Consider the following 14,383-nt stretch of genomic DNA (forward strand, 5'->3'; position numbering starts at 1 on the left):
TTCCGTGAAGAGGGGCATGTTGATGGACCAGCACCACTCACCGGGCGACGCCGATGTCGCGATCATCGGCATGGCCGGCCGGTTCCCAGGGGCCTCGGACGTGGGGACGTTCTGGCGCAACATCAGCTCGGGCACCGAGTCGTTCACGCATTTCTCCGACGAGGACCTGATCGGCTCCGGCGTCAGCCCCGCTACCTTCCAGCAGCCGAACTACGTGCGCATCCGGCCGATCCTGGAGAACATCAAGGGCTTCGACGCCGGCTTCTTCGGCTACAACCCGCGCGAGGCGACGCTGGCCGACCCCCAGCAGCGCATCTTCCTGGAGTGCGTCTGGGAGGCGCTGGAGTCGGCCGGCTACGCGCCGACGGAGAACCGCGGCAGCGTCGGCGTCTTCGCCGGCATGAACATCAGCGGCTACCTCCTGACCCGGCTCGGCGCCTTCAACATGGGCATCGACACCTCCGCCCTGATGATCGGCAACGACAAGGACTCGCTGGCCACGAACGTCTCCTTCCGCCTGGACCTGAACGGGCCGAGCGTGTCGGTGCAGACGTTCTGCTCGACCTCCCTGGTCGCCGTCCACCTGGCCAGTGAGAGCCTGCGCCGCGGCGAGTGCGACATGGCGATCGCCGGCGGCGTCTCCGTGCGCATCCCCGACCGCATGGGCTACCTGTGGGAGGAGGGCGGCCAGGAGTCGCCCGACGGGCACGTGCGCACCTTCGACGCCGAGGGCCGCGGCAGCATGTTCGGCGACGGCGCGGCCGTGGTCGCGCTGAAGCGGCTGAGCGACGCCGTCGCCGACCGCGACACCGTGCTGGCCGTCATCCGCGGCTCGGCCATCAACAACGACGGCGCGATCAAGTTCAGCTACCTGGCCCCGAGCATCGACGGCCAGCGCCGCTGCGTGTCGGCCGCCATCGCCAGGGCCGGCGTGGACCCGAACGACATCTCCTACGTCGAGGCGCACGGCACCGCCACCGAGGTCGGCGACCCGATGGAGGCGGCCGCGCTGACCCGCGCCTTCGGCCGGACGAACAAGAAGCAGTACTGCGTGCTCGGCTCGATCAAGCCGAACGTCGGCCACCTCGACCGCGCCTCCGGCGTCACCGGCCTGATCAAGGTGATCCAGTCGCTGCGCCACGAGCTGATCCCGGGCACCCTGCACTACACCTCCCCCAACCCGGAGATCGACTTCGAGAGCAGCCCGTTCTACGTCACCGCCGAGAACACCCCGTGGCCCCGCCGGGACGACCGCAAGCGCATCGCCGGCATCAGCTCGCTGGGCATGGGCGGCACCAACGCGCACGTCATCCTGACCGAGGCGCCGCCGCCCGCGCCGCGCGGGGAACGCGGCCGCCGCTGGCAGATCCTGCCCGTCTCGGCCAAGTCGGCCGCCGCCGCCGAGGCGTCCTGCGCCCGGCTGGCCGAGCGGCTGACCGGCGACGACGTGGACCTCGGCGACGTGGCCTACACCCTGCAGCTCGGCCGCCGGGTCTTCAACCACCGCAAGATCGTCGTCGCCGACTCGACCGGCGCCGCCGCCGCCCGCCTGGCCGACCCGGCCGGTTCGCTGGGCCGTAACGACGCGACCGTCGGCCGTAAGACCGGCTTCCTCATCGCCGGCGTCGGGGAGCAGTACCCCGGCATGGTCGCCGACCTGTACGCGGCCGAGCCGGCCTTCCGCGCCGACGTCGACGAGTGCCTGTCGGTGCTCGGCCTGACCGAGCCCGGCCAGCTGTCCGACGTCTTCACCGAGCCCGCGCAGGACACCCGCGACGACGCGGGCGACCTGGCCAGGCTGCTGGGCCGCGCCCAGGCCACGCCGGTCTCGGCCACCGAGTCCCACCTGGTCCAGCCAGCCGTCTTCGTCGCCGAGTACGCGCTGGCCAGGCAGTTCATCCGGTGGGGCGTGCGGCCGGAGATCATGGTCGGCTACAGCCTCGGCGAGTACGTGGCCGCGTGCCTGTCCGGCGTGCTGTCGCTGACCGACGCGCTGCGCCTGGTCGCCTACCGGGCCAAGCTGATCACCTCGCAGCCCGAGGGCGCGATGCTGGCCGTCGCCGCCGACGAGCGCCGGCTCAGGACCGTGCTGGGCGCATTGTTCGCCGACGAGCTGGACGTGGCGGTCAGGTCCGGCTCCCAGGTGACGCTGGCCGGCCCGGTCGAGGCCGTCGAGGCCGCGATGGCCAAGCTGCTCGAGGTCAAGATCGGCCACCGGCGGCTGGAGACCACGCATGCCTTCCACTCCCGCATGCTCGCCCCCGTCGCCGCCGAGCTGACCGCCTGGATCGCCGACAACATCACGCTCAACGCGCCGGAGATCCCCTACGTCAGCAACGTGACCGGCAGGCCCGCCACCGCCGAGGACGTCACCGACCCCGGCTACTGGGCCCGCCACATGTGCGAGACCGTCGAGTTCGGCGCCGGGCTGGAGCACGTGCTGAGCATCCCCGAGCTGGCCCTGGCCGAGATCGGCCCCGGCCAGTCATTGGGCGCGCTGACCCGCGGCCACCCGTCCTGCGACCGCAACCAGTGGCCGCTGATCGTCACCACGCTGCCCGCCGCCGGCGACCGCCAGGACGCCGGCGCCGCCGTCGCCACCGCGCTGGGCCGCCTCTGGCTGACCGGCGTCTCCGTCGACTGGGCGGCGCTCCACGACGACGAGAGCCGGCAGCCCGGCCGCGTGCCGCTGCCCACCTACCCGTTCGAGCGCCAGGACTACTGGCTGGACATCGACCTCAACTCCCCCATGATGGGCGGCGGCGCCGCGGTCTTCGACGAGAGCGACCCCACCAGCATCGCCAACGCCTTCCCGCGCCTGCCCGAGACCCAGTGGATCCACACCCCGGTGTGGAAGCAGACCTCCCACCGCCCCGCCCGCGCCGACGAGGCCGTGCGCTGGCTCGTCTACACCGACGCGGGCCACGCCGACGAGCTGACCGCCCGGCTGGCCGCCGACGGCCGCGAGATCGTCCAGGTACGGCCCGGCGACCGCTTCACCGGCGACGGCGACGTGCTGACCATCCGCCCAGGCTCCCCGGAGGACGCCGTCTCCGCGCTGCGCGAGCTGGCCAAGCGCGATTGGCAGCCCGAGCGCATCGTCCACCTGTGGAACGTCGAGCAGGGCGGCGAGCCGATCGAGACCTGCCTCCAGCGCGGCATCCACACGCTCGTGGCCTTCGCCCGCGCCGCCGGCGACATGGGCCTGCCCGGCTGGTGGCTGGACCTCGTCACCACCGGCAGCCACCACGTGCTGCCCGGCGACACGGTCACCCCCGAGCGCGGCACCCTGCTCGGCCCGGCCCGCCTCATCCCCGTCGAGTACCCGAGGGTCAGGACCCGCCTCATCGACCTGGACCAGGCCAGCGACCGCCAGGCCGTGGCCGAACTCCTCACCGAGCCCACCGACCAGGTCGTCGCCCTGCGCGGCGGACGGCGCTGGATCCCCGACTACGAGACGCTCGACGCCGCCTACATCGAGGCGGCCCCGCCCGCGGCCACGATCCGCGAGGGCGGCGTCTACCTGGTGACCGGCGGCCTGGGCGGCATCGGCCTGGCCATGGCCGAGCGCCTGGCCGAGGACTACCGCGCCAGGCTCGTGCTGCTGGGCCGTACCCCGGTGCCGCCGCAGGACCAGTGGAACCAGATCCTGGCCTCCGACACCACCGCCCCCGAGGTCCGCCGCCGCATCGAGGGCCTGCGCCGCCTGCAGGCGGCCGGCATCGAGGTGCTCACGGTCGCCGGCGACGTCTCGAAGCCGGACGACGTACGGCGGGCCGTACGCGAGACCCTGGACCGGTTCGGCGAGCTGAACGGCGTGCTGCACGCGGCGGGCGTGCCCGCGGTGGGCCTGATGCAGTTCAAGACCGGCGCCGACATCGAGCGGGTGCTGGCCCCGAAGGTCGCCGGCACGCTGGCCCTGGCCGAGGTGCTGAAGAACGTGCACGTGGACTTCCTGGTGCTGTTCTCCTCGACGACGTCGGCGACCGGCGGCGGCGCCGGCCAGGTGGACTACTGCTCGGCCAACGCCTTCCTCGACGCCTTCTCCTTCGGCGACGCGCTGCCGGGTGTGGCGGTGGCCTCGATCGACTGGTGCGAGTGGGAGTGGAACGGCTGGACCGACGGCCTGGAGAACTACGACGAGGGCTCCAAGCAGTACTTCGAGTGGTATCGCGGCCAGTTCGGCCTGTCGTTCGACGACGGCTGGCGGACGCTGCAACGGGTGCTGGCCAGCGGCGAGCGGCACGTGGTGGCCTCGACGCAGGAGTTCGCCCCGCTGGTGGCGATGAGCCGCCGCTCGTCCATCGAGAGCCACCAGGCGACGGTCAAGAAGATCCGTGACGCCTTCGGCCGCCATCCGCGGCCGGACCTGTCGACGGCCTACGTCGAGCCGCACACCGAGACCGAGACCAAGATCGTGGAGGTCTGGGAGGAGGCGCTCGGCCTGGAGCAGGTCGGCATCCACGACAACTTCTTCGAGCTCGGCGGCAATTCGCTGCTCGGCATGGAGATCATCGCCGACGTCAGGAAGGCGCTCGGGCTGACCTACCTGCCGCCGCACATCCTCTACCAGGCGCCCACGGTCGCGTCGCTGGCCGAGGCCGCCACCGCCGGCGAGGGCGGGGACGAGGAGCAGGACGAGGCGAAGGACCAGCAGCGCTCGAGGATCGCGCAGCGTCGCAACATGCTCAGGAGTGGGAGGAATTCATGACGGAGAGCACCGACTATGACTCAGCGATCGCGCTGATCGGGATGTCGGGACGGTTCCCCGGCGCGAGCAACGTCGACCAGCTGTGGAGCAACCTGCTGGCCGGCGTCAAGGGCCTCAGGACGATCACCGAGGAGGAGTTGCGGGATTCGGAGGCCGAGCCCGGCACGCTGGCGGACCCGCGTTACGTGCGCGTCGGCGGCCCGCTGGAGGACCTGGCGATGTTCGACGCCACGGTGTTCGGGATCAACCCGCGTGAGGCGGAGTCGATGGACCCGCAGCACCGGTTGTTCCTGGAGTGCTCGTGGGAGGCGCTGGAGAGCGCCGGCTACTGCCCGACGGACGTGCCCGGCCAGGTGGGCGTCTTCGGCGGCTGCGGCTTCCCCGACTACATCGTCAAGAACATCAACCATTTGATCTACCAGCCCGGCGGCGCCCTGCTCATGGCGGTCGGCAACGAGCGCGACTCGCTGGCCTCGCTGGTCGCCTACAAGCTGGGGCTGCGCGGCCCGGCCATCTCCGTCCAGACGTTCTGCTCGACCTCCCTGGTCTCGGTGCACCTGGCCTGCCAGAGCCTGCTGACCTACGAGTGCGACCTGGCGCTGGCCGGCGGCGCCTTCACCCCGCTGCCCCAGCCCTCCGGCTACCTGTACGAGCAGGGCGGCATCATGTCGCCCGACGGCATCGTGCGCAGCTTCGACGCCGAGGCCGGCGGCACGGTCATGGGCAGCGGCGCGGGCGTGGTCACGCTCAAGCGTATGGCCGACGCGCTCGCCGACGGCGACGTCATCCACGCGGTGATCCTGGGCTCGGCGTCCAACAACGACGGCCGGATGCGCGCCGGTTACACCGCGCCCGGCGTCGACGGGCAGGCCGAGGTGATCGAGTCGGCGCTCGGCGTGGCCGGGGTCAAGCCGGAGACGGTCGGCTACGTGGAGTGCCACGCCACCGGCACGATGCTCGGCGACTCGATCGAGCTGGCCGCGATGAACCGCGTGTTCACCGGCCACCGCGAGGCGCCGTGCGTGCTCGGCTCGGTCAAGCCCAGCCTCGGCCACCTCGACCGGGCCTCCGGCGTCACCGGTCTCATCCGGGCGGCGCTGACGCTCAAGAACGAGCTGCTGCCCGCCGTCCCCAACTACCAGACGCCCAACCCGGCGCTGGCCACGGCGCAGGACCGCTTCACCGTCCTGACCGAGCACCGGAAGTGGCCCGAGGGCCCGCACCCGCGGCGCGCGGGCGTCAGCTCGTTCGGCCTGGGCGGCACCAACGCCCACGTCGTCCTGGAGCAGGCGCCGCCGCGCGAGGAGCGGCCCGCCCGCCCCGGCCCGTACCTGCTGGTCTACTCCGGCGGCGACGAGCAGGCGCTGAAGGACGTGGCCGAGCGGCTGCGCCGTCACCTCGAGGACGGCGCCGACGACCTGGCCGACATCGCCTACACCCTGCAGGTCTCCCGCGGCGGCTTCGCGCTGCGCCGCGCGGTCGTGGTCAGGGACCGCGCCGACGCCATCGCCGCGCTGGCCGACCCCGAGCGCTGGATCACCGGCAAGACGCAGCGCCGCAACGCCAAGGTCAAGCTGGTACGGCCCGGCGGCGAGGTGCCCGAATCCTGGTGGGCCGACCTGCGCGCGGCTTCCATGCGGATCCTCACCGGCGAGGCGGCCAAGAAGCTGCGGGCCGTACCGGATGAGCCGGAGAACGCCAGGGAGGCGGCGCTCAACGCCTTCGCCTACGGCCTGAGCGGGCTGGGCGTGCGCGTCCTGCGCGACGGCAACGACCAGACGAACGGCGTGGAGCACCTCGTGGTGGAGCCGGACGGCGACCTGACGGCCGAGGAGTGGCTGCTGGCCGCGCTGGCGCGGTTGTGGCAGGGCGGCGTCCCCGTGGACTGGCCGGCGCTGCACAAGGGCGAGGGGCGGCGCGTGCAGTTGCCGACCTACCCGTTCCAGCGGCGCAGGTTCTGGGTCAAGCCGCTGCCCGGCGGCGGCAGTCAGGCGCAGGTCACCGACGGCAAGACCTTCGACCGTTCGCAGTGGACCTACCTGCCGGTCTGGAAGCAGCGCCCGCTGCCCGTCGCCGGCCTGGACGAGCAGGTCAGGGCGGCCGGGCCGTGGCTGGTGCTCGCGGCGGACGCGCGGGGCGAGGCGCTGGTCGAGCGGCTGAACCAGGCCGGGGCCGAGGTCGTCGCGGTACGCCCCGGCGAGCGGTTCGCGCAGGACGAGGCGGGTGACTTCACCGTCCGCGCGGACCAGCCGGACGACATGGCCGAGCTGATCTACTCGCTGCCGGTCAGCCCGCGCTCGATCGTGCACGGCTTCAGCCTGGCCTCCCCGGAGGGAGCGGGCGATCCGGTCGCGCACTTCGCCGCCGAGCAGGACCGCGGCTTCTACTCGGTGCTGGCCCTGGCCAGGGAGCTGGTGGACAACACGGGCTCGGCCCAGCGGGCGGAGCTGGTGCTGCTGACCTCGCAGGCGGTCGGCGTGGCCGGCGCGGACCTGCGCCACCCTGAGCACGCCACGATGGCGGCGCTGCCCCCGAGCCTGGCCCAGGAGAACCCGCGGCTGCGGGCCCGGCACATCGACGCCGACGCGGCCGGCGCCGACTCCCTGCACCAGCTCACCACGCAGATCCTGGCCGCCTCGGTCGCGCCGTACGAGGGGCCGATGGCGATCCGCGCGGGCGAGACGTTCGTGCGCGCCTACGACAAGTACCCGATCGCCGACCTCGACGCCGAGACCCGGCCGATCCGCGACGGCGACACGGTCCTCATCACCGGCGGCCTCGGGGACGTCGGCCTCGTGCTCTCCCGTCACCTGGCCGGCGCGTACGGCTGCCGCCTCGTGCTGACCGCCCGCTCCCCGCTGCCACCGCGCGAGGAATGGGACGCCTACCTGGCCGAGCACGCGGGTGACCGTACCTCGCGGCACATCGCCAACGTCCGCGACCTGGAGGCGAGGGGCGCCACCGTGCTGGCCCTGTCGGCAGACGTGACCGACGAGGAGCAGATGCGCGCGGTCGTCAAGGCGGCGGTCGCCCGCTTCGGCGCGATCGACGTCGTGGTCCACGGCGCGGGCGTGCAGGACGGCGCGTACTTCAACTTCGCCCACCTCATGGACCGCCGGCAGTGCGACGCGCACCTGGCAACCAAGGTGACCGGCTTCCACGTGCTGCAGAAGGTGCTGGGCGAGCGCTGCCCCGAGCGGCGGATCACGCTGTCGTCGATCGCCTCGGTGCTCGGCGGCATGACGCTGGCGCCGTACGCGGCGGCCAACGCGGCGCTCGACGCCTACGCCCGCCAGGCGCGGACGGCGGGCGACGGCCGCTGGGTCACCGTGGACTGGGACACCTGGGCGATCGACGCCGCCCGCGTCGAGGGCCACAGCGAGGCCGTCGTCGGCTACGCGATGGCCCCGGCCGAGGGCGTGGACGTCTTCGAGCGCACGCTGTCGGCCGGCGACCGCGTCGGCCACCTGGTCATCTCGACCGGCTGGCTGGAGACGCGCATCGCGCAGTGGGTCACCGGCGACATCCACGACACCGACGGCGACTACGACGAGTCGGAGCGCCACCCGCGCCCCGAGCTGAACAACCCGTTCGTCGAGCCCGCGGCCGGCACCGAGAAGACGCTGGCCGACATCTGGTCACGGGTGCTGCGCATCGAGCCGATCGGCGCGCTGGACAACTTCTTCGAGCTCGGCGGCCACTCACTGCTGGCGATCGAGCTGACCACCCGCATCCGCAAGGCGGTCAGCGCCTCCATCCCGGTGACCGGCCTGCTGGAGTGCCCGACGGTCCGCCAACTGGCCGCCCTTCTCGACGCGAGGGACGAGAATGAAGCAGCCTGAGTACCTGCGCACCGTCCAGGGGTTCGCCCGACGCGAGCTTCTCGGCAAGGACGCCTACCTGGACTCGCTGGCCGACGCTCCGCTGCCGCTCTACGAGCGGTTCGCGGAGACCGGCCTGGCGAACTGGTGGCTGCCGAAGGAGAGCGGCGGGCTGGGCCTCAGCCTGGAGGAGAGCGTGCGGATCACCGCCGAGCTGGCCTACGCCGACGCGGGGGTGGCCTTCACGCTCTTCGTCCCGATCCTGACCACGAGCATGGTCTCCTGGTACGGCAGCGCCGAACTGAAGGAACGTCACCTGGACCCGCTGGTCAACCGCGGCTACGCGGCGACCCTGGGCAGCGAGCACGAGGCCGGCAGCGAGCTGGCCAGGATCACCACGTTCGCCCGCAGGGAAGGCGAGCAGATCGTGCTCGACGGCCAGAAGGCGTTCTCCACCAACACCGACTTCGCCGACTTCCTCGTGGTGATCGCGCGGGACCGGGACGACCCGGCGGGCTACCTCGCCGTCCTGGTCCCGCGCGGGGCCCCCGGCGTCACGATCGACAAGCGCTGGGACGTCATCGGCCTGCGCGCCTCGGCCACCTACCAGGTCTCGCTGTCGGGGGTGCGCGTCCCGGCGGGCAACGTCCTGCGCGGCAACGGCCTGCGCCTGCTGGAGATCGGCCTCAACGCCAGCCGCATCCTCATCGCCACCACCGCCCTCGGCATCGCCCGCCGCATCCGCGACGTCTGCATGGAGTACGGCAAGGCCAAGCAGGTCAAGGGCGCCCCGCTGGCGAACAACGCGGTGTTCGCCGCCCGGCTGGGCCAGTTCGAGATGCAGATCGAGGTCATGGCCAACCAGTGCCTGGCCGCGGCGCGGGCCTACGACGAGGTGGCGGCGCGGCCGGACGCCGCCGGGGAGTGGCTGCGCACGGGCACGCTGAAGCAGGCGCTGACCACGAAGATGTTCTGCGGCCAGACCGGCTGGCAGATCGCGTCCACGGCGTCGGAGATGTTCGGCGGGGCCGGCTACACGCACGAGTCGGTCATCGGCAAGCTGGTGCGCGACATGCGCTACGTCTCGATCGTGGAGGGCGGGGACGACGTGCTGCGGGAGCTGGTCTTCAGCCGGTACGTGGTACCGGTGTCGAAGCGGTCGTGACCAGCGCGGCGGCGTAGCCGGGCGCCACGTCCAGCCAGCGCACCGGCCACCGCTCGGCACGGGAGCGCGAGCCCACCAGGGCCGCGCTCCCTTGCTGTGTCACCTCGGTGTCGCGCAGGCCGGCCAGGCCGACGCCGGTGGCCTTGACGAACGCCTCCTTGGCGGTCCAGAGGCGGAAGAACTCGGGCGCGCCCGCCGTACGGACCCGCTCGGCCTCCTCCGGCTGGTACATGCGCGCGGCCAGCTCCATGAAGCCGGTCTCCGCGCTGACGCGCTCGACGTCGACCCCGACGCGCTGCCCTTCGGGCGCCACGGCGATCAGCGCCCACTGCCCGGAGTGCGACAGGTTGAAGTCCAGGCCGTCGACCGACGGCCGTCCGCCCTGGTCGGCGCGGATGGCGAGGCGCGTGGCGGGCACGCCGGTCAGCTCGCCCAGCAGCCGCTTGAGGGTCGAGCGCGCCACCACCCAGCGGCGGCGCTCCAGCGGGTCGGCCAAGCGCAGCGCCCTGCGGCACTCGGCCGTGGAAAGCGACGACCAGCCGGGCATGCCCGGCCGGTCGAGGTTGACGCTCCAGACCTTCACACCCACGGCCGCAGCGCCTCCGCGAGGATGCGGTGGGTGAGCATGGCCTGTTCGAAGACGGCGAAGTGGCCGCCGTCGAAGGGGCGCAGCACGTACGCAGCCGAGGTCTGGTCCCGCCAGCCGACCACCTTGTGCTCGGCGATGCGCGGGTCCTTGGTGCTCGGCAGGCAGGTGATGGGCACGTCCAGCGGCGGTTCGTGGTCGTACTTGTAGGTCTCCTTGATGGTGAAGTCCGCCTGGATCGCCGGCAGGATCATCGCCATGGCGTCCTCGTCGTTCAGGAGCCATTCCGGTGTGCCGCCGAGCCCGCGCAGGAAGTTGACCAGCTGGGGCCGGTTCATCGTACGGACCGGCTGGCCGTCCTCGTAGGTGACCTGGGGGGCGTCGCAGCCGGAGACGAACAGGTGCACCGGCTCCGGTCCGCCCCGCCGCCGGATCTCCCTGACCAGCTCGAACGCCTCCAGGGCGCCCAGGCTGTGGCCGTAGAGCGCGTAGCGGTGCCCGGCCGCGTTGAGGTGCACGTCCGACAGGATGACGTCCGCCAGGTCGGAGACCAGGGCGGGCATCCGCTCGTAGGGCGGCTCGGAGTGCCTGGCCTCGCGGCCGGGCGGCTGGACCGGCTGGACCGCCACCCCCGGCAGCTTGCGCTGCCAGAGGCGGAAGGCCGAGGCCGCGCCGCCCGCGTGGGGCAGGCAGTACAGCGGGAGCGCGCCCGGCTCGGCGCCCGTCTGCGTGCGGAAGGGCAGCCACCGGTTGAGCGCGTCGGTGCTCATCACGTCGTTGACGGTCATGGCGGACGCCTCATTCCACGATCTCGAGCCGCACGTACGCCGGCGGCGGCTGCACCGCGCTCAGGTCCGCCTCCAGCACGACGTGGGAGCCGTCCCTGCTCACCTCCCGGAACCCGGCGAAGGCGTAGGTGATCTGCATCATGCGGTTGCGGCCGGTCTCCACGAAGTCGGCGCGGACCGCGGCTCCGGCGCCGGCGGCCAGGCGCATGATGTGGTTCAGCAGGACCATGCCGACGCCGCGCGACATCACCCGGCACGACATGAGCATCATGTTGAGCCGCCAGACGTCCTCGCCCTTCTCCACGAGGGCCAGCCCGATCTTTCCGTAGCTGCCGAATTTGTCGGTCAGCGAGGCCACCAGCACCAGGTGGTCCGGCGACTCGCGCAGCTCGTCCAGCTCCTCGTAGGAATAGGTGCGGCCGGTGGAGTTGAGCTGGTTGGTCCGGACGGTGAGCTCCTCGGCGCGCTGCAGGTCGGCCCGCTGCGCCGGGGCGATGGTGAACGACATCTCCAGGCTGGCGAGGAACTCCTCGTTGGTGCCGACGAACTCGCTCTCCAGCTCGTCGCGGGCGATCTGGCCCTGATACATCTCGCGCCGCAGCGCCGACTCGTCGGTGACGAACCGCGGCTGGAACTCGGGCCGCTCCAGCGCCTCGTGCACCTCCAGCACGTCCACGCAGGTCACCTCGGGCACCTCGTGGGTCACCTCGGCCAGCTCGAACGGCTGGTCGTCGACGAAGGCGAAGGCGTCCAGGCCCAGGTTGAGCGCCTTGGCGATCTTCTTGATGGACTCCGACTTCGCGTTCCAGCCGATCTGCGGGAACAGGAACATCTTGTCCAGGCCGAGCACGCGCAGCTTCTCCAGCGCGGTGTCCCGGTCGTTCTTGCTGGCGATGGAGTGGAGCACACCCTTGCGGTCGAGCTCGTGGATCGCCTCCACGATGCTCTCGCGCGCATGCACCTCCTCATCCTCCAGCAGCACCCCGTCCCAGAGCGTGTTGTCGAGGTCCCAGACGATGCACTTGATCCGCCCCTGGCGGGGTTTCTCGGGCAGGAGGGCGACGGACTCTTGCACGGTCATGGCTTCTCCCGATCTGCCTGACCAGCGATGGTCATCCGCTGGATCTCGTTGCTGCCTTCGATGATCTCCATCACCTTGGCGTCCCTGTAGAAGCGCGCCACCGGGTAGTCGGGGGTGAACCCGTTGGCGCCGTGGATCTGGACCGCCTCCGAGGCGTGCCTGGCCGCCGCGGTCGAGGCGAAGTACTTGGCGATCCAGGTGGCCATGAGCGTGGCCGAGTCGCCCGCGTCCTTCAGCCGGCCGGCCTCGGCCAGCAGCAGGCGGGCCGCCCGCGCGTCGGTGACCATGTCGGAGAGCTTGGCCTGGATGAGCGGCAGGTCGCGCAGCGGCCGGCCGCCCACCTCCCGCTTGGCGGCGTAGGCCGCGCACGCCTCCAGGCAGCCCTGGACGATGCCGACCGAACCGGCCGCCACGCTGTAGCGGCCGAGGTCGAGCGTGCCCGTGAGCACCATGCCGGCGGTGAAGCCGCTCGGGCCGAGCAGCGCGTCGCGCTCCAGCTCGACGTCCTCGAAGGTGATCTCGGCCAGCATCGACGCCCGGGTGCCCAGGATCTCCTCGATCGGGCGGACCCGGACGCCGGGCGTGTCCCTCGGCACCAGGAAGGCGCCGATGCTGTTCGCGGTCCGGGCGAAGACGAGATAGACGTCGGCGCGCCGGCCGTTCGTCGTCCACTTCTTCGTGCCGTTGATCACCCAGCCGCGATCGGTCTGGGTGGCGGTGGTGGTGATGCCCGAGGTGTCGCTGCCGGCGCCCGGCTCCGACAGGCAGAAGGCGCCCAGCGCCTGCCCGCTCGCCAGCACCGGGCCCCACTGCTCGCGCTGGGCCGGGGTGGCCCAGCGCTGCACGGTCCACGACAGCATCGTGTGGACCGTGAGCAGGCTGCGGACCGAGGAGCAGCCCCGGCCCACCTCCTCGTGCAGCTCGCCCACCCTCACCCAGTCCATGCCGGCGCCGCCGTACTCCTCGGGGAGGAAGGGGGCCCACAGGCCCGCCTCGCTCACCTTGCGGATCAGGTCCTCCGGCACGCGGCCGTCGAGGTCCCAGGCGTCGGCGTGGGGGACGATGTGCGCGTCGACGAACTCGCGGGCCGAGCGCCGGTCGGTGACCTTGGCCGTCACGCCGCCACTCTCGCCAGCCTGTCGACCAGCTCCGCCATCGAGTCGGCCGTACGGAAGTTGTCGATGCGCAGCTCGTCGTTGGGGATGGTGACCTCGAAGGTCTTCTCGACGAACATCACCAGCTCCATCGCGAACAACGAGTTGACGAAGCCGAGGGCGAAGATGTCCTGCGCGGCGTCGATCTCGGCCTGCGGGAAGCGGCCGCGGACGAAGTCGAGGATCTGCCCCTGAGCGGTGTTGGACATGAGGGATGGCCCTTCTCAGTTGTAGGTGTAGAAGCCGCGGCCCGACTTGCGGCCGTGCAGCCCGGCGTCCGTCATCTGCTTGAGCAGGGGGCACGGCCGGTACTTGCTGTCCGCGTAGTGCTCGTAGAGCACCTCGACGGAGTAGAGGATGGTGTCGACGCCGATCAGGTCGGCGGTCTCCAGCGGGCCCATCGGGTGGCCGAAGCAGCTGCGGAAGACCTCGTCGACGGACTCGGCGGTGGCCACGCCCTCGTGGACCAGGTAGGCCGCCTCGTTGACGGTCAGCATGAGGACCCGGTTGGAGACGAAGCCGCAGGCGTCCTTGACGTCGATGGCCTTCTTGCCCATCGCCGTCAGCAGCTCGCGCGTGCGCTCGACGGTCTTCTCGGAGGTGTGGAAGCCGGGGATGAGCTCGCAGGCGGGCTTGGCCGGCACCGGGTTCATGAAGTGCACCCCGACCACCTTGTCGGGGCGGTTGGTGATCGAGGCCATCTTGGTGATCGGGATGGCCGAGGTGTTGACGACGAAGATCGTGTCAGGGCCGCAGACCCGGTCCAGCTCCTCGTGGACGCTCCGCTTGATCTCCCAGTTCTCGGTCACGTTCTCGATCACGACCTCGGCCTCGGCCGCGCCGCCGACGCCCACCGACGTGGTGATCCTGGACAGGATCGCGTCGGCGTCCAGCGCGGGGCCGCCCATGAGGCGGCTCATCCGCGCGTTGCGGTTGATGGTCTCGAGGGCCTCCTTGAGGATCTGCTCGTCCTTGTCGACCAGGACGACGTCGTGCCCGGTCTGCGCGAGGTTCTGGGCGACGCCGACGCCCATGACGCCTGCGCCGATTACGCCGATCAAAGCCATGACATTCCTT

At 71.7% G+C, this 14,383-nt stretch carries 9 protein-coding genes; 3 read left to right on the forward strand and 6 right to left on the reverse strand.

Annotated elements, in window-relative coordinates:
- Nucleotides 1-16: 16 nt before the first annotated feature.
- Genes FVE25_RS35690 through FVE25_RS35700 form a run of 3 tightly spaced genes read left to right on the forward strand, consistent with a single transcriptional unit; the run spans nucleotide 17 to nucleotide 9,697 of the window.
- Complete coding sequence (locus tag FVE25_RS35690) at nucleotides 17-4,711, forward strand: type I polyketide synthase (protein ID WP_157251704.1); 4,695 nt, start codon at nucleotides 17-19, stop codon at nucleotides 4,709-4,711.
- The gene (locus FVE25_RS35695) at nucleotides 4,708-8,553 is read left to right on the forward strand and encodes a type I polyketide synthase (RefSeq protein ID WP_157251705.1); all 3,846 of its coding nucleotides are present in this window, start codon (nucleotides 4,708-4,710) and stop codon (nucleotides 8,551-8,553) included. Before FVE25_RS35690 ends, FVE25_RS35695 begins: the two co-directional genes overlap by 4 nt.
- On the forward strand, nucleotides 8,540-9,697 hold the full coding sequence (locus tag FVE25_RS35700; RefSeq protein WP_157251707.1) for an acyl-CoA dehydrogenase family protein: 1,158 nt from the start codon (nucleotides 8,540-8,542) through the stop codon (nucleotides 9,695-9,697). Before FVE25_RS35695 ends, FVE25_RS35700 begins: the two co-directional genes overlap by 14 nt.
- On the opposite strand, the gene FVE25_RS35705 is transcribed toward FVE25_RS35700, so the two are convergent.
- From FVE25_RS35705 to FVE25_RS35730, 6 genes are read right to left on the reverse strand one after another with little or no spacing between them, the layout of a single operon-like run.
- Nucleotides 9,660-10,286, reverse strand: a complete 627-nt coding sequence (locus FVE25_RS35705) for a 4'-phosphopantetheinyl transferase family protein (RefSeq protein WP_157251709.1) — start codon at nucleotides 10,284-10,286, stop codon at nucleotides 9,660-9,662. The two genes, FVE25_RS35700 and FVE25_RS35705, sit on opposite strands and share 38 nt — an antisense overlap.
- Nucleotides 10,277-11,071, reverse strand: coding sequence for a thioesterase II family protein (locus FVE25_RS35710; RefSeq protein ID WP_219825779.1), 795 nt, complete (start codon nucleotides 11,069-11,071; stop codon nucleotides 10,277-10,279). The genes FVE25_RS35705 and FVE25_RS35710 overlap by 10 nt, the downstream gene beginning before the upstream one ends.
- 10 nt (nucleotides 11,072-11,081) lie before the next feature.
- On the reverse strand, nucleotides 11,082-12,152 hold the full coding sequence (locus FVE25_RS35715; RefSeq protein ID WP_157251712.1) for an HAD-IIIC family phosphatase: 1,071 nt from the start codon (nucleotides 12,150-12,152) through the stop codon (nucleotides 11,082-11,084).
- Nucleotides 12,149-13,270 carry an acyl-CoA dehydrogenase family protein gene (locus FVE25_RS35720; RefSeq protein ID WP_157251713.1) on the reverse strand — a complete coding sequence of 374 codons (1,122 nt, stop codon included), beginning with the start codon at nucleotides 13,268-13,270 and terminating at the stop codon, nucleotides 12,149-12,151. The genes FVE25_RS35715 and FVE25_RS35720 overlap by 4 nt, the downstream gene beginning before the upstream one ends.
- Nucleotides 13,267-13,515, reverse strand: coding sequence for an acyl carrier protein (locus tag FVE25_RS35725; RefSeq protein ID WP_157251715.1), 249 nt, complete (start codon nucleotides 13,513-13,515; stop codon nucleotides 13,267-13,269). Before FVE25_RS35725 ends, FVE25_RS35720 begins: the two co-directional genes overlap by 4 nt.
- Before the next feature lie 15 nt (nucleotides 13,516-13,530).
- Entirely contained in the window at nucleotides 13,531-14,373 is an 843-nt protein-coding gene (locus FVE25_RS35730; protein WP_157251717.1) for a 3-hydroxyacyl-CoA dehydrogenase family protein, read from the reverse strand.
- Nucleotides 14,374-14,383: the final 10 nt, after the last annotated feature.

It is taken from the genome of Nonomuraea typhae, from assembly GCF_009760925.1.
GTDB classification, from domain to species: Bacteria; Actinomycetota; Actinomycetes; order Streptosporangiales; family Streptosporangiaceae; genus Nonomuraea; species Nonomuraea typhae.

What these genes read in the sequence shown, in the direction of transcription:
- FVE25_RS35690 (WP_157251704.1), top strand. Translation starts at nt 17, where the DNA reads ATGTTGATGGACCAGCACCACTCACCGGGCGACGCCGATGTCGCGATC.
- FVE25_RS35695 (WP_157251705.1), top strand. Translation starts at nt 4,708, where the DNA reads ATGACGGAGAGCACCGACTATGACTCAGCGATCGCGCTGATCGGGATG.
- FVE25_RS35700 (WP_157251707.1), top strand. Translation starts at nt 8,540, where the DNA reads ATGAAGCAGCCTGAGTACCTGCGCACCGTCCAGGGGTTCGCCCGACGC.
- FVE25_RS35710 (WP_219825779.1), bottom strand. Translation starts at nt 11,071, where the DNA reads ATGACCGTCAACGACGTGATGAGCACCGACGCGCTCAACCGGTGGCTG.
- FVE25_RS35715 (WP_157251712.1), bottom strand. Translation starts at nt 12,152, where the DNA reads ATGACCGTGCAAGAGTCCGTCGCCCTCCTGCCCGAGAAACCCCGCCAG.
- FVE25_RS35725 (WP_157251715.1), bottom strand. Translation starts at nt 13,515, where the DNA reads ATGTCCAACACCGCTCAGGGGCAGATCCTCGACTTCGTCCGCGGCCGC.
- FVE25_RS35730 (WP_157251717.1), bottom strand. Translation starts at nt 14,373, where the DNA reads ATGGCTTTGATCGGCGTAATCGGCGCAGGCGTCATGGGCGTCGGCGTC.